Here is a 25,309-nt window from a genome sequence, read left to right as displayed (position 1 = left end):
GGCTTCGGCCTAAGTCACCGGCGATCCCCGGAGACATCGATGGCAGGCACATCCCAACACGGCAAAGCGTTCATCCGTCCGAAGAAGAAGGCCCACGTTCTTGTCATCGAGGCGCGCTTTCACGACGACCTTGCCGACGCGTTGCTCGAAGGCGCGACAAAGGCCCTCGAGGAAGCGGGCGCGACATACGATGTCGTCACCGTTCCGGGCTCGCTCGAAATCCCGGCGGTGATTTCCTTCGCGCTCGACGGTGCCTCCGAAGGCGGGACGAACTATGACGGCTTCGTCGCCCTCGGCACGGTGGTCCGCGGCGACACCTATCATTTCGATATCGTCGCCAATGAATCCAGCCGTGCCCTGATGGACCTGTCCGTGCAGGATGCGGTCTGCATCGGCAACGGCATCCTGACCACCGAAAACGACGAACAGGCCTGGACACGGGCCAGGCGTTCGGAAGGCGACAAGGGCGGCTTTGCGGCGCGTGCGGCGCTGACCATGATCGCTCTAAAGGAACAGCTGGGAGCGCCCTCGTGAGCGAACCCGCTTCGCCCGGCCAGCCCACGGTGCGCCACGCCAACAAGCGCGGTGCTGCCCGTCTGGCCGCCGTGCAGGCGCTCTACCAGATGGATGTCGCCGGCAGCGGCGTCTTCGAGATCACCGCCGAGTACGAGGCGTTCAGGCTCGGCAAGGAGGTCGATGGCGCGCTCTATCGCGAAGCCGATGCGCAATGGTTTCGCGCCATTCTTGCCGGCGTTGTCGAGCACCAGAAGACCATCGATCCAGTCATCCGACAGGCGCTGACCGAGGACTGGCCTCTGTCGAGGCTCGATTCCACATTGCGCGCCATATTGCGCGCCGGCGTCTACGAGCTGATGCAGCGCGAGGACGTGCCGGTGGCGGTTATCGTCTCCGAATATGTCGACATCGCCAAGGCATTTTACGAGGAAGACGAGCCGAAACTGGTCAATGCGGTGCTTGATCGCGTGTCGCGCCGGGTGCGTGGCGAGGGCCGCGGTAAGGACGCCTCATGACTGCTATCGTCGCTGTTGGGGCGGGCAAGGAAGCGCGTCGCACCGCCTTCATCCTCGCAGCCTCGCAGGCGATCATCGGCTCGGCCGCACCCATCGCCATTTCCATGGGCGGATTGGTGGGGCAGTACCTGCTCGATGCTGACAAGTCGCTGGCAACCGCGCCGATCACCGGTTTCAATGTCGGCGTGGCGCTCGGTTCCTTGCCGGCCGCGGCGATCATCCGCCGGCTCGGCCAGCGCGACGGCTTCATGACCGGCACAGCGGTCACGGCGCTTGGCGGGCTGGTCGCCACGCTGGCGCTGTTTCATGCCAGCTTCTGGCTATTCGCTTTCGGCTTGGCCGTGATCGGCATCGGGGGCGCCTTCGTCCAGCAGTTCCGGTTTGCCGCCGCCGACAATGCGCCGCCTGAATTCAAGGCGCGCGCCATCTCCTTTGTGCTGGCCGGCGGCATCGTCACCGCCATCCTTGGACCGCAGATCGTCATCTTCACCGGCGACCTGTTCTCGCCGGTGAAGTTTGCCGGCTCGTTTGCGTCCATCCTGGTGCTGGCGGCGGTCGGCGCCGCCATTCTCTCTTTGTTGCGCATCCCGGCCAAGGCAACCGACAAGGTGGAAATCGCCGACAGCGACGCCCGGCCGCTCTCGGAAATCGTCACCAGGCCGCGCTTCGTCGCAGCGCTGTTTTGCGCCGTCGGCAGCTACGCGCTGATGAGCTTCGTCATGACGGGCGCGCCGCTGGCCATGGTCGGCTGCGGCCTTTCGACCGACGACGCCACGCTAGGCATTTCCTGGCATGTGATGGCGATGTTCGCGCCGAGCTTCTTCACGGGGTCGCTGATCTATCGCTTCGGCGCTGAGCGGATCCTGGCCATCGGCCTGGTGCTGCTGATTGGCTGCGCCATAGTGGCGCTGTCAGGGTTGGCACTGTGGCAGTTCTGGACGGCGCTGATCCTGCTCGGCCTTGGCTGGAACTTCAGCTTCATCGGTGCCACCGCCATGGTGGCCGACAGCTACCAGTCATCCGAAAAAGGCAAGGTCCAGGGGTTTCACGATTTCGTCCTGTTCGGCTCCGTCGCCTTCGCCTCGCTGATGTCGGGGGCGGTCTACAATGCCTGGGGCTGGGAGATGTTGAACTGGATGATTTTCCCGGTCGTCGTGCTGTGCTTCGTGGCACTGGGCGTGTTGAAGATGACGGGCTTGCGCGCGGCCAGCTGACGTCACGCTGTCGGGACGAGGCAACAGCGGAGTAACTCGCATCCGAACAAAATTATTGCGCCCATCCCCTTTCTTATGAAACCGTGTACCCCGACGGGGCATCGAAGCCATGCTCATATGCGGCAGCCGTATTCCGGTTCACAGCAAGGGATTTGTGAGATGTTTTCAATCAAGGTTCTGGCCGGCGCTGTACTGGCGCTCGGAGTTGCGTTGGCCTCGGCGAGTGCCCAGGTGGTGGTGTCGTCGAAGATCGACACCGAGGGCGGCGTGCTCGGCAATATCATCCAACTGGTGCTGAACGCCAACAATATCCAGACCACCGACCGCATCCAACTCGGCGGCACACCTGTGGTGCGCAAGGCGATTACAGCCGGCGAGATAGACATCTATCCGGAATACACCGGCAACGCCGCCTTCTTCTTCGAGAAGGCCGACGATCCGGTGTGGAAAGACGCCGCCAAGGCCTACGAGACTGCCAAGAAGCTCGACTACGACGCCAACAAGATCGTCTGGCTGTCACCGTCACCGGCGAACAACACCTGGGCGATCGCCCTGCGCAAGGAGGTCGCCGATACCAATAAGCTCGTCACCCTTTCCGACTTCGGCAAATATGTCTCGGGCGGCGGCAAGGTGGTGCTGGCGGCCTCCGCCGAGTTCGTCAATTCGGCGGCCGCGCTGCCCGCTTTCCAGAAGACCTATGGCTTCACGCTGAAGCCGGACCAGTTGATCACGCTGTCGGGCGGCGACACGGCGGCGACAATTGCAGCCGCAGCCAACCAGACCAACGGCGCCAACGCCGCCATGGTCTATGGCACCGACGGCGGCATCGCGCCCTCCGGCCTCGCCGTGCTTGAGGACGACAAGGGTGTGCAGCCGGTCTACCAGCCGGCGCCGATCATCCGCGAGGCGGTGCTGAAGGAGCATCCGGAGATCAAGACGCTGCTGAAGCCGGTGTTCGCCAAGCTCGATCTCGTCACGTTGCAGGAGTTGAATGGTCGCGTGCAGGTTGGCGGCGAGCCGGTCAAGGGCGTCGCCGAGGACTTTTTGAAAAAGAACGGCTTCCTGAAGTAAGGCGATTCCGGCGCTCCGCTTTCGAGGTGCGCCGGATCGGCCGATGGGGGAGGGCGTGCGCATCCGGTTCGACAAGCTCGGCGTGGTCATCGCGGCGATATCGGCCTATGCGGCTTTTGCGGCGCCATTCGCCACCTTCCGCGCCAATCGCATCGTACCCGGCGAGGCGCGCTCGATCCTCGAATCTTTGCCTGCGACGGTCGGTCCGCTGTTGATGGCGATTGTCGTCGCAGCGGCGCTCATTGCGCTGCTGAAAACGCCGCTTGCTCTGCGCCTCGCCGCCAGTGTGGTTGCGCTTGCAGCGCTGGCGCTGCTGATCGGCGTCGCCGGCAGTTTCCTGACACCCGCCGGCAACACCTTCGCCCGTATCTCGCCGGCTTCGGGCTTTTGGCTGCTTATCTTCGCCTTCACGCTTCTGCTCGCCGACGTGCTTACGCGGCTGAACCTGTCGCCGCAGGCACGCATCGGCGTGCTTGTTGTCGCCGCCGCGGCGATCGGGCTGCTGCTCGTCTCGGGAAGCTGGAACAGCCTGTCGATCCTCAAGGAATATTTCAATCGCGCTGATAGTTTTTGGGCGGAAGGCTCCAAGCACGTGACGCTGGCGCTGGGTTCGCTGGCGGCTGCGGTGATTATCGGCCTGCCGCTCGGCATCCTCTGCCATCGCGTCGAGAAATTGCGGGCCGGCGTGCTCAACGTGCTGAACATCATCCAGACCATTCCTTCGATCGCGCTGTTCGGCCTCTTGATCGCACCACTCGGCTGGGTCGCTTCGCATGTGCCGGGTGCTGCCGCGCTCGGCATTCGCGGCATCGGCACAGCGCCGGCTTTCGTCGCTTTGTTCCTCTATTCACTGTTGCCGGTAGTGGCCAACACCGTGGTCGGCCTTGCCGGTGTGCCGCGTGCCGCCAACGACGCAGCGCGCGGCATGGGCATGACCGACCGCCAGCGGCTGTTCGGCGTCGAGTTTCCGCTGGCCTTCCCGGTGATCCTCACCGGCATCCGCATCGTGCTGGTGCAGAATATCGGCCTCGCCACGATTGCCGCGTTGATCGGCGGCGGCGGCTTTGGCGTGTTCGTATTCCAAGGGGTCGGCCAGACGGCGATGGACCTGGTGCTGCTCGGTGCTGTTCCGACGGTGGTGCTGGCCTTCGCCGCTGCCATCATCCTCGATGCAGTGATCGAAATGAGCGCAAGCAAGCGCAGGGTTGAGACGGCATGATCGAGATCGAAGGCATCACCAAGCGCTACGGCGAGACGACAGTCGTCGACGACGTGTCGATAGTAATCGAGCCGCGCAGCATCGCCGTCATCGTCGGCACCTCCGGCTCCGGCAAGACGACGCTGCTTCGCATGATCAACCGGCTGGTCGAGCCGACATCGGGCGTGATCAAGCTCGACGGCGTCGACAACCGCTCGGTGCCGGATTATGAGCTGCGCCGCAGCATAGGCTATGCCATCCAGGGCCACGGGCTGTTTCCGCATCGCACGGTGGCGCAGAACATCGCCACTGTGCCGGTATTGCTCGGCTGGGACGCCAACCGCATCAAGGCCCGCGTCGACGAGCTGATGACGCTATACCAGCTCGACCCGCAAGCCTACGGGCCACGCTATCCGCATGAGCTTTCCGGCGGTCAGCAGCAGCGCGTCGGCGTCGCCCGGGCGCTTGCCGCGGAACCCAACGTGCTGTTGATGGATGAGCCCTTCGGCGCGCTCGATCCGATCATCCGCAACAAGGCGCAGGAGGATCTGCTGGCGATCCAGAAACGCTTCGGCACCACCATCATCCTCGTCACCCATGACATGGAAGAGGCCGTTCACATGGGCGACAAGATCGCGGTGATGGATGGCGGCAAAGTAGTGCAATATGCCGCGCCGGCCGAGATACTGGCGAAACCGGCCAGCGCGTTTGTCGAGACCCTGGTTGGCGCCAGTGAAAAACCGTTCCGGCTGTTGTCGCTTGGCCGGGTGCGCGACGCGGTGGAAAAAGGCACGGCCGAAGGCGAGGCGATCCCCGGTGACGCCAGCCAACGCGACGCGCTCGCCGAACTCCTGTGGTCGGGCCGCCCGGCACTTCCGGTGAAAGATGCCGACGGCAAGCCGCTTGGCCGCGTCACTGTGGACGGGCTGGTTAAGCGCGCGGCGAGGCCTGCATGAAAGCCTGGCCTCCCTTGCTGCTCAGGCTTGCCCTGGTGGTGGTGCTTATTGCCTTCGTCACCAATCCCGGCTGGTTCGAACCGCTGCTGAAGCCGCTGACAGAGAACAACGCGCCGGTAATCTACAATCAGGGCAGCCTTTTGACGTTGACGCTGCTGCATCTGCGGACCGTGCTGATCGCGACCGTTGCCGCGACGGTCGTTGCGGTCGCGCTCGCCATTCTGGTCACCAGGCCAGCCGGCGCCGAATTCCTGCCGCTGTCGCGCAGCCTGGTCAATATCGGCCAGACCTTTCCGCCGGTGGCGGTGCTGGCGCTTGCCGTGCCGGCCGTCGGCTTCGGCGAAAAGCCGACGCTGATTGCGCTGTTTCTCTACGGACTGCTGCCGATCTTCGAGAATGCGCTGACCGGCCTGACGACGCTGCCGGCCAACGTAGTCGAGGCGGCGCGTGGCGCCGGCATGACCGGCTGGCAAAGACTGGTCAAGGTCGAGCTGCCGCTCAGCGCGCCGATCATTCTCGGTGGTATCCGGCTGTCGGTGGTGATCAGCCTCGCCACCGCGACCATCGGCTCGACGGTAGCGGCGAGGACACTGGGCGAGGTGATCATCGCAGGCCTGCTGTCGAACAACCTCGCCTTCATCCTGCAGGGTGGCCTGATCGTCGCCGCCCTTGCCGTGCTGATCTATGACGGGCTGTCGGCGGTCGAGCGCTACACCGCCCGGCGCATGGGACGCGAGCCCGAGTAGCGTCTCGGGGCGAAGTTCGCTCTTTTTTCAGTGGCCGGTCGACCGCGTCGGATGATCGAGCGTCAGTTCCAGCGTTGTGCCAGTCTCGCCGGTGATCCAGCGGCGGCGGATGATGGCGAAATCGTGCTGTGTGTCGGCTCTAACCACAGAGACCAAGTCGCCCACCGCGCAATCACTGTCGAGATCGAGGGCTTCGACAGTCTCGGCAATGTCTTGCTTGCCGGCATAATGTCTCGCGATGGCTGTGAGCACGATGATCACTGGCCCACCCGTTGCGCGATCTTCGGGACTCGGCGATTGATGAGTGCGATGCCCCGATCTTTCAGCAGGAGTTCTTGCCATGACCGCGCGTTTCTCCAAGATCGTCATGTGTTTGTGTCTGGCGGCTTTCGCCTTCCTCGTCGCCTTCGGCAACATCACCGATTACGGCTCAAACTTCGCCTTTGTCCAGCATGTGCTGAGCATGGACACGACCTTTCCCGGCAATGCACTGATGTACCGCTCGATCACCAACCCGTCGCTGTGGACGGCTGGCTACTGGCTGATCATCATTGGCGAGGCGCTGACCTGCCTGCTTTACCTAATCGCCGCCTGGCAACTCTGGCAGGCGCGCAACGCCAGCGGACAGGCTTTCAACGATGCCAAGAAGTTCGCCATCATTGCCGCCACAATGGGCTTCCTCGTTTGGTATTTCGGCTTCATGGTCGTTGGCGGCGAGTGGTTCGCCATGTGGCAGTCTTCGACTTGGAATGGTCAGGAGGCGGCGTTCAAATTCTACATCACCATGCTGCTGGTGCTGGTCTTCGTCGTCCAGCCGGACGGCGACCCGCGTAAAGCCTGACCACTGTTCGCCGATTTCAACCGATCTAACCGGATGGCAGTGTCGACAGGCGCTGCCGTCCAGCCTTTTGGGCGAAACCCGGGATCTTTTGGGCGAAAGCCGGACAGGAACGGAACAATATCTTGACGTTCCGAGCCCTGTTTCGCATAAGCCGCTGCGAAGGGACGGATTCCGGTTGCGGAAAATTCGTCCCCTGTCTCAACGGCCCGGGGAGGGGTTCTTTTGGGCCACCAATCGAGGAAAATTCGGCAATGACCATAATTTCAGCTGTCATCGCCTGCGGTCTGCTTTCAGTCCTTTACGCCATCTGGGCGACACGTTCGGTCCTCGCGGCCGATCAGGGCAATGCACGCATGCAGGAAATTTCCGCGGCCATCCGCGAAGGCGCTCAGGCTTATCTGGCGCGCCAGTACACCACCATCGCCATCGTCGGCGTCGTGGTCCTGCTGCTTGCCTGGTGGCTGCTTTCGATCACCGCCGCCATCGGCTTCCTGATCGGCGCCGTTCTATCGGGTGCCGCTGGCTTCATCGGCATGCACGTCTCGGTGCGCGCTAATGTGCGTACCGCGCAGGCGGCTTCCAACAGCCTCGCTGCCGGCCTCGAGATCGCCTTCAAGTCGGGCGCCATCACTGGCATGCTGGTTGCTGGCCTGGCCCTGCTCGGCGTCTCGATCTACTACCTGATCCTGACCCAGTTCATGGGTCTGCAGCCAAACGATCGCGTCGTCATCGACTCGCTTGTTTCGCTCGGCTTCGGCGCCTCGCTGATCTCGATCTTCGCCCGTCTCGGCGGCGGCATCTTCACCAAGGGCGCCGACGTCGGCGGCGATCTTGTCGGCAAGGTTGAAGCCGGCATTCCCGAGGACGATCCACGCAATCCGGCCACCATTGCCGACAACGTCGGCGACAATGTCGGCGATTGCGCCGGCATGGCCGCCGACCTGTTCGAGACCTATGCGGTGACCGTGGTCGCCACCATGGTCCTCGCCGCCATCTTCTTCGGTGGCACCGACGTTCTCGGCGCGGCCATGCTCTATCCGCTGGCCATCTGCGGCGCCTGCATTCTCACCTCGATCGTCGGCACTTTCTTCGTCAAGCTCGGTTCCAGCGGCTCGATCATGGGCGCGCTCTACAAGGGCCTGATCGTCACCGGCCTGCTATCAATTGTCGGCCTTGCCGTGGCCACCTCGGCATGCATCGGCTGGGGTGAGATCGGCACCGTCGCCGGCATGACCATCACCGGCACGAACCTGTTCATCTGCGGCCTTGTCGGCCTTACGGTGACCGGCCTCATCGTGGTGATCACCGAATATTATACCGGCACCAACAAGCGTCCGGTGAACTCCATCGCCCAGGCCTCGGTCACCGGTCACGGCACCAATGTCATCCAGGGCCTCGCGGTCTCGCTGGAAGCGACGGCGTTGCCGGCGATCGTCATCGTCGGCGGCATCATCTCGACATACCAGCTCGCCGGCCTCTACGGCACGGCGATCGCGGTGACGACGATGCTTGGCCTCGCCGGCATGATCGTCGCGCTCGATGCCTTCGGCCCGGTCACCGACAATGCCGGCGGCATTGCCGAAATGGCCGGCCTACCCAAGGAAGTGCGCCAGTCAACCGACGCGCTCGACGCTGTCGGCAACACCACCAAGGCAGTAACCAAGGGCTACGCCATCGGTTCGGCCGGCCTCGGCGCGCTGGTGCTGTTCGCGGCCTACTCTAACGACCTGAAGTTCTTTGCCGCCAATGGCGACAAATACCCCTACTTCCAGGGCATGGGCGACGTCTCCTTCGACCTCTCCAATCCTTACGTCGTCGCCGGCCTGATCTTCGGTGGCCTGATCCCGTATCTGTTCGGCGGCATCGCCATGACCGCCGTCGGCCGCGCCGCGGGTGCTATCGTCCAGGAGGTGCGCAAGCAGTTCCGGGAGGATCCGGGCATCATGGCAGGCACCTCGAAGCCGAACTATGCGCGCGCCGTCGACCTTCTGACCAAGGCAGCGATCCGGGAGATGATCGTTCCGTCATTGCTGCCGGTGCTGGCGCCGCTGGTGGTCTATTTCGGCGTCCTCCTGATCTCCGGTTCGAAGGCATCCGCCTTTGCCGCGCTTGGCGCCTCGCTGCTCGGCGTCATCGTCAACGGCCTGTTCGTCGCCATCTCGATGACCTCCGGCGGCGGCGCCTGGGACAACGCCAAGAAGTCGTTCGAAGATGGTTTCGTCGACAAGGACGGCCTCAAGCACATCAAGGGCTCCGAAGCGCACAAGGCTTCGGTGACCGGCGACACGGTGGGCGATCCCTACAAGGATACTGCCGGCCCAGCGGTCAACCCGGCGATCAAGATCACCAACATCGTCGCGCTGCTGTTGCTGGCCGTTCTCGCGCACGGCTAAGCTCGGTCGCTATGGCCTTAAAACAAAACCCGCGGGATCGCTCCCGCGGGTTCTTCATTGCCTGAGATATGCCGCTTACAGGGAAGCGAAAGGAACGGAAGGAAGCCGACACCCTCGGGTGGATCAGCTGCCGCCGAGCGTGCTGCCGCCGCTGGCGCCGGGAATACCAGGCGCCAGCTTGCTGGCGCCACTGATGATCTGGCTGAGGAAGTTCTGGTCCTTGCCGCCGGTCGGCGTGGTGCGCGAGATGAAGTCGAACACCTTGCCGTCTTTCAAGCCGTAATTGGCGATCTGGGTGACGCGCCCGTCATCGCCAAAATAGACCGCCAGCACATGCTGGTCGACCAGCCGCGGCTTGTCGAAGGCGACATAGCGCTTGCGCGTCTGCGAAATGTAATAAAAGGCCTCGTTATCGAAGGTCGCCTTCGTCGAGGGAGTGCCGAGCGCCAGCAGCACCTGTTCGCGGCTTGAGCCGACCGGCACCAGGTCGATCGCCTGCTGGTCTATGACGTAGCCTTGCGTCAGCGTCTCGCTCGGATTGAGATCGCCGATCATCTTGGACGAATTGCAGGCGGAAAGTGCCGCAGCGATCACCAGCAGCGAAACCGCACCGCCGGGCTTGGGCAGGAAAGTCGACTTGAATTTCAGCGCGCGCAACTACAACTCCATAAGCTGGCCGCAACTTGCGCTGGGCCGCAAAACCGGTAAACCAGCTTGCTTGCCGATGCAACAAGGCCACTTCAACAAACGGTCCCGGGAGACCACCCTCAAATGTTCCAGCGCCTCTTTGGCCGCGAACGACATGCCAACCGCGCCATCACCGAGGCGCTTTACGCACAAATCGTGGCGGCGGCGCGGCAAACGGTGTTTTATTCCGCCTGGAACGTACCGGACACGCCGCTCGGCCGCTTCGAGATGCTGTCGTTGCACATGTTCCTGTTCCAGCACCGGTTGCGCGGCGAGGGCGGTGCTGCGGCAGAGGTTGCGCAGGTGCTGATCGACGAGTTCTTCATGGATGTCGAACATTCGTTGCGTGAATTGGGCATTGGCGACGTCGGCGTGCCGAAGCGAATGCGGAAACTGGCGAAAATGTTCTATGGCCGTACCGCCGCCTATGATGATGCGCTGCAAAGAAATGACCATGATGCACTCGCCGTCGCCCTTGCCCGCAATGTCAGGCCGGATGCCGGCGCCTGGCCGCAAGCGTCGCAACTGGCACTCTATGCCGCCGATGCGTCAAGGCAACTCGCGGAACAGCCGACCGAATCGATCGTTTCCGGAACGGTGTCATTTCCCGTGGCCAACGCTTGAGCGACGGCAGGCCGATGAAGGTGGCGAAGTGGAGGCGAAGATGAAACACCCTGATACCCACAGCCCAGTGTCACTCCTGGCAAATGTCGCCCGGCTGCCGCAAAAGGGGCTGCCGGTGGTGATCGATGCCGACGCTGGGCAGCGCGCCCTGCTGGCCGTCGAGCACGAGCTGCTTTCGGTCGAGAACTATCGCGCCGAACTCCTGGTCGAGCCCTGGAAACGCAACGGGGTGAAAGTCAGCGGCCATGTCGAGGCCGATATAACGCAGGCCTGCATCGTCACCCTCGACCCGGTCGAGGCGCATATCGACGAGCCGGTCGAAGCGCTGTTCCTGCCGGAGCAATCCAAGCTCGGGCGGCAAGGTTTCGACGGCGGCGGTGAGATCCTGCTCGACGCCGAAGGCCCCGACAGCCCGGAAACCTTTTCCGGCGATGCGATCGACGTCGGGGCGCTTGCCGAGCAGTTCTTTGGCTTGGCGATCGATCCATATCCGCGCAAGCCGGGTGTATCGCTGGAGGCCGCCGGCGATGCCGAGCCTGTGGAGAATGAATTCCAGCAAAAGCTCAGATCACTGTTGGGAAAATCCTGATGGCTGACCCAATTTGAGAAAAGTTGGTTGTGCGGCAGCCCAAAACCGTTATTTTCGCCGAACCTTCGCGAGCCCCGCACCTTGGCAAGCCCGCTGGCCAATCAACCGTGAGATGAACACCGCGTGATCAGGATTTCCATCGATGCCATGGGCGGCGATCACGGGCCAAGCGTGGTCATCCCGGCGCTCATGACTGTCGCCACCCGCCGTCCGGATATACGCTTCGTCATTTATGGGCGCGAAGAAGTGGTACGGCCCGAACTCGCCAAATTCCCCAAGCTGGCGGAAGTGAGTGAGTTCGTGCACTGCGAGATCGCAGTGCGGATGGACGACAAGCCGAGCCAGGCGCTGCGCCATGGCCGCTGGAAGTCATCGATGTGGAAGGCCGTCGAGGCGGTCAAGGCAGGCACTGCCGACGCCTGCATCTCGGCCGGCAATACCGGCGCGCTGATGGCAATGTCCAGATTCTGCCTTCGCACCATGGCGACCATCGATCGCCCGGCAATCGCGGCGCTCTGGCCGACATTGCGCGGCGAGAGCGTGGTGCTGGACGTCGGCGCCACCATTGGCGCGGATGCGCATCAACTGGTTGACTTTGCCATTCTGGGCACCGGCATGGCGCGCTCGGTTTTCGGCATCGAACGGCCGAGCGTCGGGCTGCTCAATGTCGGCGTCGAGGAGATCAAGGGTCAGGAAGAGGTCAAGGAGGCGGGTCGTATGTTGCGCGAGGCCAACATGGCCTCGATGAACTACCATGGCTTTGTCGAGGGTGACGACATCGGCAAGGGCAGTGTCGACGTCGTCGTTACCGAGGGATTTGCCGGCAACATCGCGCTGAAGACGGCGGAAGGCACCGTTAGGCAGATCGCCGGCTATCTGCGCGCGGCGATGAACCGGACGCTGATGGCCAGGATCGGCTATATCTTCGCCAAGACCGCCTTCGATCGCCTGCGCGAGAAGATGGATGTCGGCCGCTCCAATGGCGGCGTCTTCCTCGGATTGAACGGCATCGTGGTGAAGAGCCATGGCGGGGCTGATTCGGATGGCTTCGCGGCGGCGATCGAGCTTGGCTACGACATGGTGCGCAACAATCTGCTTGACCGCATCGAAGCCGATCTCGACCTGTTCCATGCCCGCAATCCGAATGCCCAGACAATCCGGAAATCCGACGTCGTCATCGACGCAAAGGAATAGGAAAGAGCATTGATCAGATCAGTCGTGCGCGGCACGGGCGCCGCGCTGCCCCGCCGCATTATGAAGAATGCCGATTTCGAAGGCATGGTCGAGACGTCGGACGAGTGGATCGTCCAGCGCACCGGCATTCGCCAGCGCCACATTGCGGCCGACGATGAGACGACGGCCTCGCTGGGCGAGGCGGCAGCGCGCGCAGCCCTCGACAGCGCCGGCCTGACGGCTGACGATATCGACCTGATCGTGCTGGCGACCTCGACGCCCAACAACACCTTTCCCGCGACCGCGGTCGAGATCCAGAACCGGCTCGGCATGCACCACGGTTTTGCCTTCGACCTGCAGGCGGTCTGCTCCGGCTTCGTCTATGCAGTGACGACCGCCGACCTCTATATCCGCGGCGGCTTGGCCAGACGGGTACTGGTGATCGGCTCGGAAACATTTTCGCGTATTCTCGACTGGAACGACCGCTCGACCTGCGTTTTGTTCGGCGACGGCGCCGGCGCGATGGTGCTGGAAGCAGGCACGGGGGCAGGCGGCATCGCCGACCGAGGCGTTCTGGCGGCCAGCCTGCGCTCCGACGGCATCCACAAGGACAAGCTTTTTGTCGACGGTGGGCCGTCGACCACCGGAACGGTCGGGCACCTCAGGATGGAAGGCCGCGAAGTGTTCAAGCATGCGGTCGGCATGATCACCGACGTCATCGAGGCGACGTTCGCACAGGCCGGCATCGGCGCCGCCGATCTCGACTGGTTCGTGCCGCATCAAGCCAATAAACGAATTATTGACGCTTCGGCCAAAAAGCTTGGGATAGAGGAGCGGAAGGTGGTGGTGACCGTCGATTTGCACGGTAATACCTCGGCGGCTTCCGTGCCGCTGGCACTGTCCGCAGCCGTCGCCGACGGTCGCATCAAAAAGGGTGACCTGGTACTGCTCGAGGCGATGGGCGGCGGCTTCACCTGGGGTGCCGTCCTGCTCCGCTGGTAAGTGCCGAACTATCGGGTTCGGGTCCTTGACCTTGACGGATCAATTACTTAGGTTCTGCCGTTGCTTGTATCGATTTATGTTTTTGAGCTGATGGGACGGTTCGTATGGGGGGAAAGACACTTACGCGCGCCGACCTCGCCGAAGCCGTTTACCGCAAGGTTGGGCTGTCACGTACTGAATCGGCCGAGCTTGTCGAGGCGGTGCTGAATGAGATCTGCGAGGCGATCGTTCGCGGCGAGACGGTGAAGCTGTCGTCCTTCGCGACTTTCCACGTCCGCTCCAAGAACGAGCGCATCGGGCGCAATCCCAAGACCGGTGAGGAAGTGCCGATCCTGCCGCGCCGGGTGATGACCTTCAAGTCGTCGAACGTACTGAAGAACCGTATCCTGCGCTCCCATCAAAACAGCAAAGCCAAGGGCAGCAAGTAGCCGCCCAATCCCCCTTTGCCAAGAATCATGCTCCAGGCTTCGGTTGAAAAATGAACCCTGCTTTTGCGCCGGGCTTGAATATTGTTTCATAAACCGCTGAAATAAGATGCGATTCGGTAGGCCGGATCGGTATTTGGGTGTGATCCGTTCCGCCGGGACGGAAAGCTGCTCTCTTTGTTAAGCGTGATGTCGCCCGAACCCGGTTCCCGCCTTTCGCGATCATGCTCTAGCGTGAGGATTCGTCCATGGACAAGAGCCCTGATGCTTTCCGCACCATCAGCGAGGTCGCGGAGGATCTGGATTTGCCGCAGCACGTGCTGCGCTTCTGGGAGACGCGTTTCAACCAGATCAAGCCGATGAAGCGCGGCGGCGGTCGCCGCTACTACCGTCCGCAGGACGTCGAACTGATCAAGGGTATTCGTCATATGCTCTACGACCAGGGCTATACGATCAAGGGCGTGCAGAAGCTGTTGCGCGAGAACGGCAACCAGTTTCTGATCGCCGTCGGCAGTGGCGACATGGCGGCGGTCGAGGCGATCTCGCAGCGCCGACAGGCCGACACGGTACCGCTGACGCAAGCGGCGCAGCCGCGCGGCCCGGACGACGAAATGCTGGTTGGCCAGCCGAGGGTGAAACCCAGCCGTCGTTTTTTCGGTATGGGCAAGACCGACGAGGAAGGTCCGGTTCCGCCGGACACGTCAAAACTTTCCCGTGACAATCGCGCGTTGCTGCAGGAGGCGCTGTTCGACCTCCTGGAATGCAAGCGCCTGCTCGATCAGGTTCGCTAGAGCCCGCCGGGTTGACCGGAACGGTCTTCAGGGTCATGCGTTAGGCTTCCTTCTGCAGATGAAGGAAGCACGTCATGGCATCGCTTTCGAGCATCTCCGACACCGATCTCAACAAGCAGGTCGCGGCCTTGGCCAGGGAACTGGCCACCTTGAAGAAAGCCGTGTTGAAGCAGGGCGGCGCCTTTTACGAAGACGGGCGCGATACCGCGTCGGATTACTATTCGGATATCACTGAGCGGCTCGGCAACGCCTTGCCGGCAATCAGAAGGCAAGGCCGGGCGATCGAGAAGACCGCCCGAGATCACCCGGCGACGGCGGCCGCTGTCGGGCTGGTTCTGGTCGGGCTCGTCGCCAGTCTGTTCCTCGGCGGCCGACAGCAAAACGCGCCGCGAGCGCGTTCAAGGTCGGCACGTTAAGGTAGGCAAATGGCGGTGGTCAGCGGACCGCCGCCATTTTTCGCCGACACGGCAAACCCGGTAAGCGCGCCGCCCTTGATCAAGCACCAGAACGCCTGATTGCGGGTTGTTCGCCCGAAGGTGTTTTCAGTACTTCTTCGCGACAACCTTCTTGTGATGGTGGCGGTAGTGGTGGACGCGGTGATGGTAGTGATGGCGGTGATGCTTCTTGACGGTGGTGTGCATTGTCGTCGCATTCGCGCTGCTTGCGCCGATGATCGGCATCGAGAGGGCAAGTGCGATTGCAAGTCCAAGGGCGGAGAGAAGAGGCTTCTTCATGACATCGTTTCCTTTTTGCGCAGGCGGAATTTGAGCGTCACTGATTCAGGTCGGTGACTCGAGCGCTGCGGTTGGGACTATCGCCTTGGAGTTTTTCGGCAGTTTCTCCGGCCTGTAGAATTTTGTTTCCGAACTGTGTCTGCTGAGGATCCGGCCAGATGTCAGCTCGCCGGCATCCGCCATCCATTCCGGCGTCGGTTCACGATGCCGTGACGCTATCTTTGATGCTTGGCAAATCACCGGCGAGCGGGCATTCTCCCGATCGTCTCAGGCAACAACATGATTTGATCTAACTCTTTCATCCCACGGAGTTGCCAATGCCCCAAATAGCAAAACGCGAACCTTATTCCGAACTGGCGGCGAGCGCGGTTACGCCTGAACGCAGTGCCGTCCGAACCGCCCGGGAAGCCCGTGGATACAGCATCGAAGAGCTGTCCCTGGCGTGCGGGCTGGCAGCCTATGAGATTGCCGACGTTGAAAGCGGCAAGGATGCCGATCCCTCGAAACGTCGGCGTATTGCCTCCGCGCTTCAACTTCCGGAAAGCGCTCTGTTTGACGAAGCCGTGTTGCCTGCCAAAAGCCGATCCGTGTCGTAGCGACGTGTCATGCTTTTATTCCACGAGCTCGCCATGGGTCGCCCTGGCGGGCTTCGTTTTTTCGGCCACGTAGTGGACTTGCCGGCCGCCACGGCGACGCCAGACGGAAATTGCTGGAGATGAGCCTCGAATCCGTTCGCGCCTTCTTCGCCGCACACGCGGCCGACATTGACGTCATCGTCACGGAGGCAAGCTCGGCGACGGTGGCTCTGGCCGCCGAAGCGCATGGCGTAGCGCCGGCGCAGATTGCCAAGACGATCTGCTTGCGCGCCGGCGACCAGACGATGCTGATCGTGGCCAGCGGGATCTCCAGGCTGGACAATCGCAAATTCAAGGACCGGTTTGGTGGCAAGGCGCGAATGCTGGACGCCGACCAGGTGCTCGCCGCGACCAACCATCCCGTCGGTGGGGTGTGCCCGTTCGGCCTACCGGCGCCGCTCCCGGTCTACTGCGACATCTCGCTGCGCGCCTTTGACGAGGTCGTCCCGGCGGCAGGCGCGACGAATGCCGCCGTGCGGCTCAGCCCGCAACGCCTGGCCGAACTCGTCGACGCCGAGTGGGTGGATGTGTGCCAGTAGCGATTTATCCGGCGTGGAATCCGCTGAGCGTTACCGCTACTCGGTCTTCTGTGGCTCTTCTTTCTTGATCGTCTGAGCGTCCGTGACAGTCGACATATCGGCCTTCTCGACGCTTGCTGTCTTCGTCTGCGTGTCGACCGATGCCTGAACCTTGGAATGCGCGGGGCAATCCGCAGAGGCAGCTGATATGGACATGGTCAGTGCCGCGGCTATTGCGAGGAATGTCTTCATGATCATTCTCCTCTTTCGTTCGATGGGTAAAGTTAGCCCGTCTGGCACCGACCGCAAAATCACATTTGTTCACACGCGCTCCTGCGCACACGGAAGCCGACGCTGGGCCAGTGATTCAAATGGCTGCGCGGATAGCCGCTTGCCGTATCAAGGCCCACTGGCTCCGGCCGGAGGATTTTTGGCGTTAAAGATCTCGCCGCTCAGAGCCAGTCTCAAATCTTCGGCGCTGAGCTGACCACTTTCAAATAAATCCATCACTCTGCGGCCGAGCACTTCTCTGCCTGGATCTCCATCAGCGAGGCCTAGTTCACGGCATCGGGCATCAAGTGCCTTGGTCAACATGGTCAGCTCGGCAGGACAGGCAACTCCTTGAAGCGACATTGCATCTCTCCCGAAAAGGGCGAAAGCGCGTGGCATCTTCGTAGCGTCCGCTCGCCCTTACAACTGCGGACGACGGCAATTCAACTAGAGCCAACCTTTTTCGAACTCAACATTCAAACGTACCAAAACGCCGCGCGCTCCAATGGGAGGATCCTGCTACAATACGGTATGGCCGTCCGAATAGCGGTTGTCCTCGCGCTTCTTTTCGCCTTCGCCTACGGTTTCGCAAAACTCGCGGAACATTATCGCAGCGTTGGCGACAGGCCCTCTCCGTGTGAAGAATTGCCCTATCCTGATTGTCCTGACCAAAAAGCTCCTCCCCGGGAAGAAACTGAGCCTTGAGCGCGCGCCTGTTCAGGCCAGGCCAGCCGTCGGGATTGAATTAGTTCTTTCCAACCGACGGTTGGTGGACGCATTGCAGCTGATGCGCCTAGGGTTCAGTACGATCCGCGCGCACCGGGCATGCCCAACCCCCGAGTCACCCCTGCCTGATGCAAGGCGCCTGATCGAGTCCCGCCGTTCTGGCATGTGCGGCGGGACCTTTTCTCACGATAAAGGTTGGCGTACGCAGCAAAGCTTACCTAGCCATTACCGCGCGGTTTCTCGGTGGGCTTCTGGCTAGACGCCAGCCTCCGTGCCTCGCGCACGAGTGATGCGTGATCGATTCCTCGATGAGATCACGCGCCTGCGTATGTTGCGCTGGCTGCAGTGCGGCTATTGTCTGTACAGCCAGTTTGGGGGAAAACTGGCTAAGCCTTTGGATTTTAATGGTCGGAGTGGCCGGATTCGAACCGACGACCCCTTGACCCCCAGTCAAGTGCGCTACCGGGCTGCGCTACACTCCGGACCGGTCGCGATGTATCGTGATAGACCGGGTCCGGTCAACCGAATTCGGTTGCTGTCTTGCCTGAAGCAACCGCGACGGGGATTGCCGGTCGCTGCGTCGCCCGCAGCTGCCACTGGTGGCGGTATTCGAGCGCGATGGCACCCCAGATCAAGCCGAGCAGCAGGTAGACATGGCGCCAGTGGTCGATGTCGATGAAGGTGCCGAGCCCGATATTGCCGATGAAGGCGACGTAGGCGCATAGAAGATAAGGCTGCCACGGCCGGTCGCGCAGCAGAATGCGGAAGCCGGCGGCGATCGTCCAGCACGTCAGCGTCAGGAACGACACGAAGCCGAGCCAGCCGTAATCCATCAGCATCTTCAGCCAGATGTCGTGCGTGTCCTCGCCGAAGATCTTGCCGAAGACGAGCGGGCCGATGCCGAACGGATGCTCCAGTGCCATCTGAAAGCCGATCGTATAGCGGGCGAAGCGGCCGAGCCGGGCGGTGTCGTAGCTTTGTTCGAGCTGTGCGCGGTTCGAGAACATTTCGGCGACTCCTGGCAGTTGCAGGATGACGATCATTGCGATGACCAGCAGTCCGACGGCGGCGATGGTCATGACGACGACGCGCAGCCTGAACTTGCCGCTGGCGCTCTGCAGGAACAAGGCACCGGTCAAAAGGATCGCCGAAACGGCGAACATGCCCCAGGCGCCGCGCGAAAAGGAAAAGAAGATGCCGGCGGTGATGATCAGCAACGGCACCGCCAATAGCGGCATGCGTGCGACCGAGCCGGTAAGCAGCAGGTAGAGCAGGTAGATGCCGGGCAGCACCAGGAACGGACCGAACACGTTCGGGTCCTGGAAGGCGCCGGCGGCACGGTCGTATTTGGTGAAGATCTCGGCTCCTGGAAAGGCATGGAAATAGCCGGCTATGCCGACCAGCGAAGTCAGCACCGCCGACACCACATAGGCGACGAAGATCACCCGGTAGAGACTGGGCCGGACCGCCGTTACCGAAGCGAAAAAAACCGCGGTTAAGGCCAGGAACAGCGAGACGGCGAGATAGAGCGGCGTGCCGGCGAGGTCCGACATCTGCGTCATCGAGATCATGCCGCCGATGTTCATGATCACCAGCAGCACCAGCAGCGGCACCGCCGCGCGTTGTATGCGCAGGCCGAACAAGGGCCACACCACGATCAGCCCGACCATATAGAGGTCGTATGGCGCCGGTTCATCGATGACGAAGCCCGACAGGAAAACACCGAGGAAAACCGCCCCCGAAGCAACCAATGCAATCAGCTTGGCGTTGACCGCCGTCGCGGGCAATTCATAGGCCGTCGCGCTCAATACGCGTTTTCCGTATTGAGCAGTCGGATCGGCGTCAGGAACAGGATTTTGAGGTCGAACAAGAGCGACCAGTTCTCGATATAATAGAGGTCGTATTCCGTCCGCATGCGAATCTTCTCGTTGGTGTCCATCTCGCCGCGCCAGCCATTGATCTGCGCCCAGCCGGTCACACCGGGTTTGACCTTGTGGCGAGCGAAATAGCCGTCGACCACTTCATTGTAGAGGAGGTTGTGCGACTGCGCGGCAATGGCGTGCGGGCGCGGCCCGACCAGCGACAGCGAACCGAACAGCGAATTGAAAAACTGCGGCAGTTCGTCGATCGAGGTCTTGCGGATGAAGCGGCCGACGCGGGTGACGCGCGGATCGTTCTTGGTCACGGTCTGTTTGGCCGTCGGGTCCGCCTTGTCGGTATACATCGAACGGAACTTGTAGACGTCGATGATCTCGTTGTTGAAGCCGTGCCGCTTCTGATGGAACAGCACCGGCCCCTTGCTGTCGAGTTTGATCGCGATTGCGGTCGCCAGCATCACCGGCGAGAACACGATGATGCCGATGATCGAAAAGACAATGTCGAAGGCGCGCTTGGCGACCGAATCCCAGTCGTTGATCGGCTTGTCGAAAATATCGAGCATCGGCACCGAGCCGATGTAGGAATAGGCGCGCGGCCTGAACTGCAGCGCGTTCGAATGCGCCGATAGCCGGATGTCGACCGGCAGCACCCACAGCTTCTTCAATAACTGCAGCACGCGCGATTCGGCGGTCAGCGGCAGCGATACGATCAGCATGTCGATGCGCGCGATGCGGGCAAATTCGATGAGTTCGGAAATTGTACCGAGCTTGGGATAGCCGGCGACAACCGGCGGTGACCGCTTGTCGCCACGGTCGTCGAAGATGCCGCAGATGCGGATGTCGTTGTAGGGCTGCCTTTCGACCGAGCGGATCAATACCTCCGCCGCCTTGCCGCCGCCCACGATGACGGCGCGGCGCTCCATCCGCCCGTCGCGCGCCCAGCGCCGGATCAGCTTCGACATCACCAGGCGGAGACCCAGGATCAGCACGAAACCGACGACGAACCACGTGCCGAAGAGCAGGCGCGAATAGTCTTCCGACATTTTCATGGTGAAGGCGGTGAGCGCCATCAAGGCGAATGTTCCGGCCCAGACCAGCAGGAGACGGCCGAAATTGGCGATCGGCCGCATCAGCGCGACGATCTGGTAGCGGTCGGTGACGTCGAACAGAACGACCGCGAGGAACGAAGTGGCGGCGATCGTCAGTGAGTATTGCCAGGCAAGATAGTTGAAAAAGCCGACATAATAGAAATAGACGGCAAGACCTGACACCAACAGCAGCGCGAATTCCACCATGCGCAGGACGCCGCTCACCATGATCGGCGACATCGTATCGCGCCGGTATTGCGAGGCGACCTGGCGGGCAACATCGTTCATGCCGCCGGCCGTATTGTTCTCGGCAGGGGCGTCGAATTTGCGCACCGCGTCTAGCGAAAAACGGCGCGCTGGGTCGATTTCGTTCATGGGGCGTCCGCAGGTTTCCCTCAGGTGAATAGCAAAAGAGAGCTAAGAAACCCTTGAAACAACGGATGGCTTTGGAGACGCTTTCACCAGGAGCAGCCCGGTGGAAACCCGTTGTTCTATTTTTTGAGCGCGGCGAAATAGGCCTTTTCGATTTCGGCGGCCATTACATCGGCGCCGAAGCGTGCCTTGAGGTCGGCGAGGCCGGGCATCAGGCCTTTGTAGGTGTCGAGATCGGCCAATGCGGCGCTTATCTTGTCGCCAAGTTCGCGCGGGTCGGGCCGGATCAGGACAGGCGAGCCGGTGTCGAAGATTTCCGGTATGCCGCCGACCGCCGTCGCGATGATCGGCTTGCCGGCGGCGAGCGCTTCCAGAACTATATAGGGCATGGCTTCCGCGCGCGAGGGAACGACGACCAGTTCGGCCAGCCTGAAGGCGAGCCTGGCCGGCATCGGCGCCAGGAAGCTGACCTCGAGGCCGAGCTGATCTACCTGGGCGCGATAGCGCGGCAGGTCGTCGCCGTCGCCGACCATCAGCGCTTTCAATGGGCGGCCGAGCCGTGTCGCGGCTAGCCCCAGCGCATCGATGAAGATGTCCGGGCCTTTGAGGTCTCGCATCATGCCGATATAGAGGAGGTCAACCGCATTGTGCTCGGTCCGCACCGGCTCGAACTCGGCGGCGCGCAGGCCGTTGTGGACGAGAGCGTTCGGAATGGGTGGCTCGCCGACCTTCCTGCGATAAGTCCGCCGCTCATAATCGGAAACAAACAGCAGGCAATCGGTGAAGCGAGCCATGAAGCGCTCGAGCGCGAAGAACAACTTCCCCATGGCGGTGGTCTCGTCATAGTGAAGCGAGCCGCCATGCGGCGAATAAAGCCGGGCTACGCGCGACCTGGATACCCGCAACAATGAGCCGAACAGACGGGCATAGGCGCCACCTTTGGCGCCATGCCCGTGCAGCACGTCCGGCCGCAATTCTTTTATGATCCTGTAGGTGCGCCGGGCCGAGGCGAGATCGCCTGGCCCGACATGCCGCTGCATCGGGGTGCGGTGAATGCCGAGTGCCAGGCTGCCTTTCATCTGTTCGAACAGCCGTTCCTCGAAATCGCCGCCCGTCGTCGAATCGCAGACGATGCCGACGGCATGGCCGGCGGCGACCTGAGCCTCGGTCAGGTCGCGCACATGCCGGAAGATGCCTCCGACCGGTGAGCGAAAGCAGTGGACGATCCTGAGTGTGTCCGCCACTTTGTCAGCACATCAAAACAGGCGTTCGCGAACATAGACTGTATCGCCGGGCAGCAGCGGGTCGGAGGTCACCACGCGTCCGGTTATCACCTTGCCGTTGATGTCGCGGGTAATGTCGACGCTTTCCTGGTTGGCGCGTGGCGTGAACCCGCCGGCGATGGCGACGGCTTTCTGCACGGTCAGGCCTGGAACGTAGGAATACTGCCCCGCCGCACCCACTTCACCCATGACGAAGATCGGCCGGTAGCGATCGATTTCTACCGAAACATCGGGATCCCGCAAATAACCCTGGCGCAGTTTCTCGGCGATCTCGCTTTCAAGCTGTTGGGCGGTGTGGCCGCGCGCCGGCACGTTGCCGACGAGCGGCAGCGAGAGATAGCCGGACTGGTCGACGCTGTAGGTATTGGTCAGTCCTTCCTGCTCGAACACGGTTACGCGGACGCGGTCGCCAGCGCCGAGGCGATAGGGCTGGTCGAGAACTTCATGGAATGCGGCCGGCGTCGGCCGGTAGCTGGAGCAGCCCGAAAGCATCGATACGGCAAGCAGCGCGCGGAAAAGGGGAGCAGTGCTTTTCATGAGCGGACACGTACCTTTGAATAGCCGGCGACTCTGCGGCAAACCTTAACGATCGAGCTCGGTTATCATCCTGTTAGGGTTAATGGCCGGTAAAGGCGCGCGGCCGATGCGGGCCGGATCGACGAATGCAGATGGTTTTCAGCCTCTTGTTTGCGGCTTGTTAATAGAGCCTGACAGGTTCTTACCGCGATATTAACGGCTGAGTTACCATAGTTGTTTACGGTGCATGCTGACTCAGTACCGGAGCAGGGATGCATGTCCGTTCAATCCGCGGCCGCAGATGTCGACGTCGATCTCAGGCAGCTTTTCGCCAGCCTGGCGCGAAACTGGCTGCGCATCCTTCTCGTCGCATTGGTTGTAACCGGCCTGGCCTTTGCGCTCGCCTGGCTTGCAACGCCCGAATACAAGGCGGCAGCCAAGCTGGAGATCGGGCCTCGAGAATCGGAGTTCACGCGGCCAGCCGGGGCCAACGGCAACGAGCGGTCGATTCCCGACGAAGAAGCTGTGGCCACCGAGGTCCAGATCATCTCGTCCCCCGACATCCTCAAGCAGGTGGCGGCGAAGCTCGACCTGCAGAAATTGCCCGAATTCGACGAGGCGCTGAAGATGTCGGCGCTGAGCCGCGCCCTTGTCCTTGTTGGCTTGAAAAGCGATCCGTTCGAGATTCCGCTGGAAGAGCGCGTGCTGGACGCAATGCATGAGAAGCTCAACGTCTATGGCGTTGAAAAAACCCGCGCGATCGCAATCGAGTTCTCGTCAGAGGATCCAAAGCTTGCCGCCGCGATCCCGAACGCCATTGCAAACGCCTATATCGCCTCCAAGGGCAATGCCAAGCTCGAATCGAATTCCGCCGCCACCGACTTTCTGGCGCCGGAAATCGCGGATCTGCAGAACCGGGTAAAGGAGGCGGAAGCCAAGGTTGCCGCATTCCGTGCGCAGTCCGATCTTTTGATGGGCGGCAACAATTCGGTGCTTGCCACCCAGCAGCTGTCCGAATTGTCGAGCGAACTGTCACGCGTGCGCGCCAATCGCGCTTCGGCGGAAGCGACCGCTGACAGCGTGCGCAGGGCGTTGCGCAATGGCGGCTCGCTGGATGCCGTTCCGGAGGTGTTGTCTTCCGAACTGATCCAGCGCCTGCGCGAGCGGCAAGTCGAACTCAAGAACAACATCGCCGACCTTTCCACCACTTTGCTCGACAACCATCCGCGCATCCGCGCGCTGAAGTCGCAGCTCGCGGATCTCGACCGCCAGATCCGCAACGAAGCGGAAAAGATCATGAAAGGCCTGATGGCGCAGGCCGAGACGGCGAAGGCGCGAGAGGCTCAACTCGTGGCAGACGTCAACACGCTGAAGGCGGCGTCCGCCCGCGCCGGCGAAGAGCAGGTGGAACTCGATGCGCTGCAGCGTGATGCCGCGACCAAGCGTCAGCAGCTCGATCTCTATTCATCCAGCTATCTCCAGGCGGCCGCACGCAAGGATCGCAACTATCTGCCCGTCGACGCTCGCGTATTTTCGGAGGCCCAGGTGCCGGCCGAACCTTATTTCCCCAAGATTGGTCCGATTGTCAGTGCGGCCTTTGTCGGCTCGTTGCTCATCATGGCGATCGTCACGCTGCTGCAGGAACTGTTTTCCGGCCGCGCCATGCGTCCGGCCGCCGGTGCCCATTTCGAGCGCATCGAGCAGGTTGCGATGCCGGCTGTCCAGGCCGAACGCGTGATGGCCGAGCCCGACCCATCGGTTGGCCGGTCCGAACCGGCAGTCGTTGAGATCGATGAGGCCGACGACGACAATATCATTGAAAGCAAAGTGGAGCCGGAACCCGTCGCGGTGGCGGAAGCGGCTGCCGAGAAAATCGAACCGGAGTACTCTGAAATGGCCGCTGGAGACATTGAACCGGCACGTTCTATCCTCGGCGAGGTCGACATCGACAAGGCCGCGGAAAAACTGATCGCCACCGGTGCCGCCCGCGCCATATTCGTCTCGCCGGAAGGCGACGAGGCGGCTGCCTCGGCAGTGCTGGTGGCGCGCGCAGTCTCCGACGCCGGGCTACGCGTGCTGCTGCTTGATCTCACCGCTTCGGGTGCTGCCTCGCGGCCGATGCTGGACAGCGGGCTGTTTCCGGGCATCACCGATCTGCTCGCCTCGCAAGCGCAGTTCAGCGATGTGATCCACCCCGATCTCTATTCGGACTGCCACGTTATTCCCGTCGGCACAGCCGATCCGGTCCGCGCCATGCGCGCCGCCGACCGGCTGCCGATCATCATGCAGTCGCTGACCACCGCCTATGATTTGGTCGTGGTCGAATGCGGACCGGCTGACGCGCAAGGCATCAGCCGCCTGGTGGGCGAGGGGACCGAGGTCTTGCTCTCCATGCTTGAACCGGACGACGAGGTGACGCAGGCCGCGGTCGCGCTCATCGAGAGTGGCTATCCCGACCTGACGCTGGTCACGCCCATCGGCCATGTGGCGCCGGGCCCAATGCCGGGACGGCGCTCGGCCGCCTGAGGCAGTTTTCTCTCAAATCGAAA

At 62.1% G+C, this 25,309-nt stretch carries 28 protein-coding genes and 1 tRNA gene; 19 read left to right on the top strand and 10 right to left on the bottom strand.

Annotated features, from left to right (window positions below):
- Positions 1-39 precede the first annotated feature (39 nt).
- The 7 genes from ribH (at position 40) to NKH33_RS08135 (ending at position 6,216) form a co-directional block, all read left to right on the top strand.
- Complete coding sequence (gene ribH / locus NKH33_RS08165) at positions 40-534, top strand: 6,7-dimethyl-8-ribityllumazine synthase (RefSeq protein WP_352501516.1); 495 nt, start codon at positions 40-42, stop codon at positions 532-534.
- Positions 531-1,031, top strand: a complete 501-nt coding sequence (gene nusB / locus NKH33_RS08160; RefSeq protein WP_023674496.1) for a transcription antitermination factor NusB — start codon at positions 531-533, stop codon at positions 1,029-1,031. Before ribH ends, nusB begins: the two co-directional genes overlap by 4 nt.
- Entirely contained in the window at positions 1,028-2,245 is a 1,218-nt protein-coding gene (locus NKH33_RS08155; protein ID WP_352918852.1) for an MFS transporter, read from the top strand. The genes nusB and NKH33_RS08155 overlap by 4 nt, the downstream gene beginning before the upstream one ends.
- 159 nt (positions 2,246-2,404) lie before the next feature.
- A complete protein-coding gene (gene osmF / locus NKH33_RS08150; RefSeq protein ID WP_352918850.1) occupies positions 2,405-3,316 on the top strand; it encodes a glycine betaine ABC transporter substrate-binding protein OsmF in 912 nt (303 codons plus the stop codon).
- 43 nt (positions 3,317-3,359) lie between these two features.
- A complete protein-coding gene (locus NKH33_RS08145; protein ID WP_352501519.1) occupies positions 3,360-4,535 on the top strand; it encodes an ABC transporter permease in 1,176 nt (391 codons plus the stop codon).
- Complete coding sequence (locus tag NKH33_RS08140; RefSeq protein WP_352918848.1) at positions 4,532-5,470, top strand: ABC transporter ATP-binding protein; 939 nt, start codon at positions 4,532-4,534, stop codon at positions 5,468-5,470. The genes NKH33_RS08145 and NKH33_RS08140 overlap by 4 nt, the downstream gene beginning before the upstream one ends.
- The gene (locus NKH33_RS08135) at positions 5,467-6,216 is read left to right on the top strand and encodes an ABC transporter permease (RefSeq protein ID WP_352501521.1); all 750 of its coding nucleotides are present in this window, start codon (positions 5,467-5,469) and stop codon (positions 6,214-6,216) included. The genes NKH33_RS08140 and NKH33_RS08135 overlap by 4 nt, the downstream gene beginning before the upstream one ends.
- 27 nt (positions 6,217-6,243) lie before the next feature.
- On the opposite strand, the gene NKH33_RS08130 is transcribed toward NKH33_RS08135, so the two are convergent.
- Entirely contained in the window at positions 6,244-6,477 is a 234-nt protein-coding gene (locus NKH33_RS08130) for a hypothetical protein (protein ID WP_023674502.1), read from the bottom strand.
- A gap of 79 nt (positions 6,478-6,556) precedes the next feature.
- Here NKH33_RS08130 and NKH33_RS08125 point away from each other — a divergent pair, with 79 nt between their 5' ends.
- Together NKH33_RS08125 and NKH33_RS08120 are read left to right on the top strand one after the other, a co-directional pair.
- Positions 6,557-7,057 (top strand): DUF2165 family protein, encoded by a 501-nt coding sequence (locus tag NKH33_RS08125; RefSeq protein ID WP_352472005.1) that lies wholly within the window; start codon positions 6,557-6,559, stop codon positions 7,055-7,057.
- A gap of 251 nt (positions 7,058-7,308) precedes the next feature.
- Positions 7,309-9,450, top strand: coding sequence for a sodium-translocating pyrophosphatase (locus NKH33_RS08120; protein ID WP_352918846.1), 2,142 nt, complete (start codon positions 7,309-7,311; stop codon positions 9,448-9,450).
- 123 nt (positions 9,451-9,573) lie between these two features.
- Here NKH33_RS08120 and NKH33_RS08115 read toward each other — a convergent pair whose 3' ends face one another.
- Positions 9,574-10,107 (bottom strand): outer membrane protein assembly factor BamE, encoded by a 534-nt coding sequence (locus NKH33_RS08115; protein ID WP_352472003.1) that lies wholly within the window; start codon positions 10,105-10,107, stop codon positions 9,574-9,576.
- 114 nt (positions 10,108-10,221) lie between these two features.
- On the opposite strand from NKH33_RS08115, the gene NKH33_RS08110 reads away from it, so the two are divergent.
- The 7 genes from NKH33_RS08110 to NKH33_RS08080 all read left to right on the top strand — a co-directional run bounded on the left by NKH33_RS08110 (position 10,222) and on the right by NKH33_RS08080 (position 15,157).
- The gene (locus tag NKH33_RS08110; protein ID WP_352501523.1) at positions 10,222-10,761 is read left to right on the top strand and encodes a ubiquinol-cytochrome C chaperone family protein; all 540 of its coding nucleotides are present in this window, start codon (positions 10,222-10,224) and stop codon (positions 10,759-10,761) included.
- A 40-nt stretch (positions 10,762-10,801) separates the two neighbouring features.
- Positions 10,802-11,350 carry a YceD family protein gene (locus NKH33_RS08105; protein WP_352918844.1) on the top strand — a complete coding sequence of 183 codons (549 nt, stop codon included), beginning with the start codon at positions 10,802-10,804 and terminating at the stop codon, positions 11,348-11,350.
- A 123-nt stretch (positions 11,351-11,473) separates the two neighbouring features.
- Positions 11,474-12,544 carry a phosphate acyltransferase PlsX gene (plsX, locus tag NKH33_RS08100; protein WP_352472001.1) on the top strand — a complete coding sequence of 357 codons (1,071 nt, stop codon included), beginning with the start codon at positions 11,474-11,476 and terminating at the stop codon, positions 12,542-12,544.
- A gap of 9 nt (positions 12,545-12,553) precedes the next feature.
- Positions 12,554-13,525, top strand: coding sequence for a beta-ketoacyl-ACP synthase III (locus tag NKH33_RS08095; protein WP_023674509.1), 972 nt, complete (start codon positions 12,554-12,556; stop codon positions 13,523-13,525).
- A gap of 104 nt (positions 13,526-13,629) precedes the next feature.
- Positions 13,630-13,953, top strand: a complete 324-nt coding sequence (locus tag NKH33_RS08090; RefSeq protein WP_023717292.1) for an integration host factor subunit alpha — start codon at positions 13,630-13,632, stop codon at positions 13,951-13,953.
- Positions 13,954-14,198: 245 nt separating this feature from the next.
- On the top strand, positions 14,199-14,741 hold the full coding sequence (locus tag NKH33_RS08085) for a MerR family transcriptional regulator (protein WP_352682035.1): 543 nt from the start codon (positions 14,199-14,201) through the stop codon (positions 14,739-14,741).
- 74 nt (positions 14,742-14,815) lie between these two features.
- Entirely contained in the window at positions 14,816-15,157 is a 342-nt protein-coding gene (locus NKH33_RS08080) for a hypothetical protein (RefSeq protein ID WP_352501526.1), read from the top strand.
- Between the two features lie 126 nt (positions 15,158-15,283).
- Here the strand turns inward: NKH33_RS08080 and NKH33_RS08075 are convergent, their stop codons facing one another.
- On the bottom strand, positions 15,284-15,475 hold the full coding sequence (locus NKH33_RS08075; protein ID WP_023674514.1) for a hypothetical protein: 192 nt from the start codon (positions 15,473-15,475) through the stop codon (positions 15,284-15,286).
- Between the two features lie 317 nt (positions 15,476-15,792).
- Here NKH33_RS08075 and NKH33_RS08070 point away from each other — a divergent pair, with 317 nt between their 5' ends.
- Together NKH33_RS08070 and NKH33_RS08065 are read left to right on the top strand one after the other, a co-directional pair.
- Complete coding sequence (locus NKH33_RS08070) at positions 15,793-16,071, top strand: helix-turn-helix domain-containing protein (RefSeq protein WP_352918842.1); 279 nt, start codon at positions 15,793-15,795, stop codon at positions 16,069-16,071.
- A gap of 119 nt (positions 16,072-16,190) precedes the next feature.
- On the top strand, positions 16,191-16,649 hold the full coding sequence (locus NKH33_RS08065) for a YbaK/EbsC family protein (protein ID WP_352471997.1): 459 nt from the start codon (positions 16,191-16,193) through the stop codon (positions 16,647-16,649).
- Positions 16,650-16,685: 36 nt separating this feature from the next.
- On the opposite strand, the gene NKH33_RS08060 is transcribed toward NKH33_RS08065, so the two are convergent.
- From NKH33_RS08060 to NKH33_RS08030, 7 genes are all read right to left on the bottom strand, one after another.
- Positions 16,686-16,880, bottom strand: coding sequence for a hypothetical protein (locus NKH33_RS08060; protein WP_023674517.1), 195 nt, complete (start codon positions 16,878-16,880; stop codon positions 16,686-16,688).
- 147 nt (positions 16,881-17,027) lie between these two features.
- A complete protein-coding gene (locus tag NKH33_RS08055) occupies positions 17,028-17,261 on the bottom strand; it encodes a hypothetical protein (RefSeq protein WP_352471996.1) in 234 nt (77 codons plus the stop codon).
- Between the two features lie 768 nt (positions 17,262-18,029).
- Positions 18,030-18,106: transfer RNA gene (locus tag NKH33_RS08050), tRNA-Pro, on the bottom strand.
- Positions 18,107-18,142: 36 nt separating this feature from the next.
- The gene (locus NKH33_RS08045; protein ID WP_352918840.1) at positions 18,143-19,432 is read right to left on the bottom strand and encodes an O-antigen ligase family protein; all 1,290 of its coding nucleotides are present in this window, start codon (positions 19,430-19,432) and stop codon (positions 18,143-18,145) included.
- Positions 19,429-20,964: an undecaprenyl-phosphate glucose phosphotransferase gene (locus NKH33_RS08040; protein WP_352449322.1), complete on the bottom strand. Its 1,536-nt coding sequence runs from the start codon at positions 20,962-20,964 to the stop codon at positions 19,429-19,431. Before NKH33_RS08040 ends, NKH33_RS08045 begins: the two co-directional genes overlap by 4 nt.
- Before the next feature lie 116 nt (positions 20,965-21,080).
- A complete protein-coding gene (locus NKH33_RS08035) occupies positions 21,081-22,205 on the bottom strand; it encodes a glycosyltransferase family 4 protein (RefSeq protein ID WP_352501530.1) in 1,125 nt (374 codons plus the stop codon).
- 12 nt (positions 22,206-22,217) lie between these two features.
- Positions 22,218-22,781 (bottom strand): polysaccharide biosynthesis/export family protein, encoded by a 564-nt coding sequence (locus NKH33_RS08030; protein ID WP_023674625.1) that lies wholly within the window; start codon positions 22,779-22,781, stop codon positions 22,218-22,220.
- Between the two features lie 255 nt (positions 22,782-23,036).
- On the opposite strand from NKH33_RS08030, the gene NKH33_RS08025 reads away from it, so the two are divergent.
- Entirely contained in the window at positions 23,037-25,286 is a 2,250-nt protein-coding gene (locus NKH33_RS08025; protein ID WP_352918838.1) for a GumC family protein, read from the top strand.
- Positions 25,287-25,309: the final 23 nt, after the last annotated feature.

The organism is Mesorhizobium sp. M1182, assembly GCF_040318335.1.
In the GTDB taxonomy this organism is placed as follows: Bacteria; Pseudomonadota; Alphaproteobacteria; order Rhizobiales; family Rhizobiaceae; genus Mesorhizobium.
Note: the sequence above shows the minus strand (reverse complement) of the source record. Positions and strands in the feature narration are given on the sequence as shown.

Bases quoted from the DNA above. Each gene is read 5' to 3' on its own strand.
- NKH33_RS08125 (WP_352472005.1), top strand. From the start codon at position 6,557: ATGACCGCGCGTTTCTCCAAGATCGTCATGTGTTTGTGTCTGGCGGCT.
- ribH (WP_352501516.1), top strand. From the start codon at position 40: ATGGCAGGCACATCCCAACACGGCAAAGCGTTCATCCGTCCGAAGAAG.
- NKH33_RS08135 (WP_352501521.1), top strand. From the start codon at position 5,467: ATGAAAGCCTGGCCTCCCTTGCTGCTCAGGCTTGCCCTGGTGGTGGTG.
- NKH33_RS08080 (WP_352501526.1), top strand. From the start codon at position 14,816: ATGGCATCGCTTTCGAGCATCTCCGACACCGATCTCAACAAGCAGGTC.
- NKH33_RS08090 (WP_023717292.1), top strand. From the start codon at position 13,630: ATGGGGGGAAAGACACTTACGCGCGCCGACCTCGCCGAAGCCGTTTAC.
- osmF (WP_352918850.1), top strand. From the start codon at position 2,405: ATGTTTTCAATCAAGGTTCTGGCCGGCGCTGTACTGGCGCTCGGAGTT.
- NKH33_RS08025 (WP_352918838.1), top strand. From the start codon at position 23,037: ATGTCCGTTCAATCCGCGGCCGCAGATGTCGACGTCGATCTCAGGCAG.
- NKH33_RS08055 (WP_352471996.1), bottom strand. From the start codon at position 17,261: ATGTCGCTTCAAGGAGTTGCCTGTCCTGCCGAGCTGACCATGTTGACC.
- NKH33_RS08085 (WP_352682035.1), top strand. From the start codon at position 14,199: ATGGACAAGAGCCCTGATGCTTTCCGCACCATCAGCGAGGTCGCGGAG.
- NKH33_RS08120 (WP_352918846.1), top strand. From the start codon at position 7,309: ATGACCATAATTTCAGCTGTCATCGCCTGCGGTCTGCTTTCAGTCCTT.
- NKH33_RS08140 (WP_352918848.1), top strand. From the start codon at position 4,532: ATGATCGAGATCGAAGGCATCACCAAGCGCTACGGCGAGACGACAGTC.
- NKH33_RS08040 (WP_352449322.1), bottom strand. From the start codon at position 20,964: ATGAACGAAATCGACCCAGCGCGCCGTTTTTCGCTAGACGCGGTGCGC.
- NKH33_RS08105 (WP_352918844.1), top strand. From the start codon at position 10,802: ATGAAACACCCTGATACCCACAGCCCAGTGTCACTCCTGGCAAATGTC.
- NKH33_RS08070 (WP_352918842.1), top strand. From the start codon at position 15,793: ATGCCCCAAATAGCAAAACGCGAACCTTATTCCGAACTGGCGGCGAGC.
- NKH33_RS08030 (WP_023674625.1), bottom strand. From the start codon at position 22,781: ATGAAAAGCACTGCTCCCCTTTTCCGCGCGCTGCTTGCCGTATCGATG.
- NKH33_RS08065 (WP_352471997.1), top strand. From the start codon at position 16,191: ATGAGCCTCGAATCCGTTCGCGCCTTCTTCGCCGCACACGCGGCCGAC.
- NKH33_RS08060 (WP_023674517.1), bottom strand. From the start codon at position 16,880: ATGAAGACATTCCTCGCAATAGCCGCGGCACTGACCATGTCCATATCA.
- NKH33_RS08145 (WP_352501519.1), top strand. From the start codon at position 3,360: ATGGGGGAGGGCGTGCGCATCCGGTTCGACAAGCTCGGCGTGGTCATC.
- NKH33_RS08110 (WP_352501523.1), top strand. From the start codon at position 10,222: ATGTTCCAGCGCCTCTTTGGCCGCGAACGACATGCCAACCGCGCCATC.
- NKH33_RS08155 (WP_352918852.1), top strand. From the start codon at position 1,028: ATGACTGCTATCGTCGCTGTTGGGGCGGGCAAGGAAGCGCGTCGCACC.
- NKH33_RS08075 (WP_023674514.1), bottom strand. From the start codon at position 15,475: ATGAAGAAGCCTCTTCTCTCCGCCCTTGGACTTGCAATCGCACTTGCC.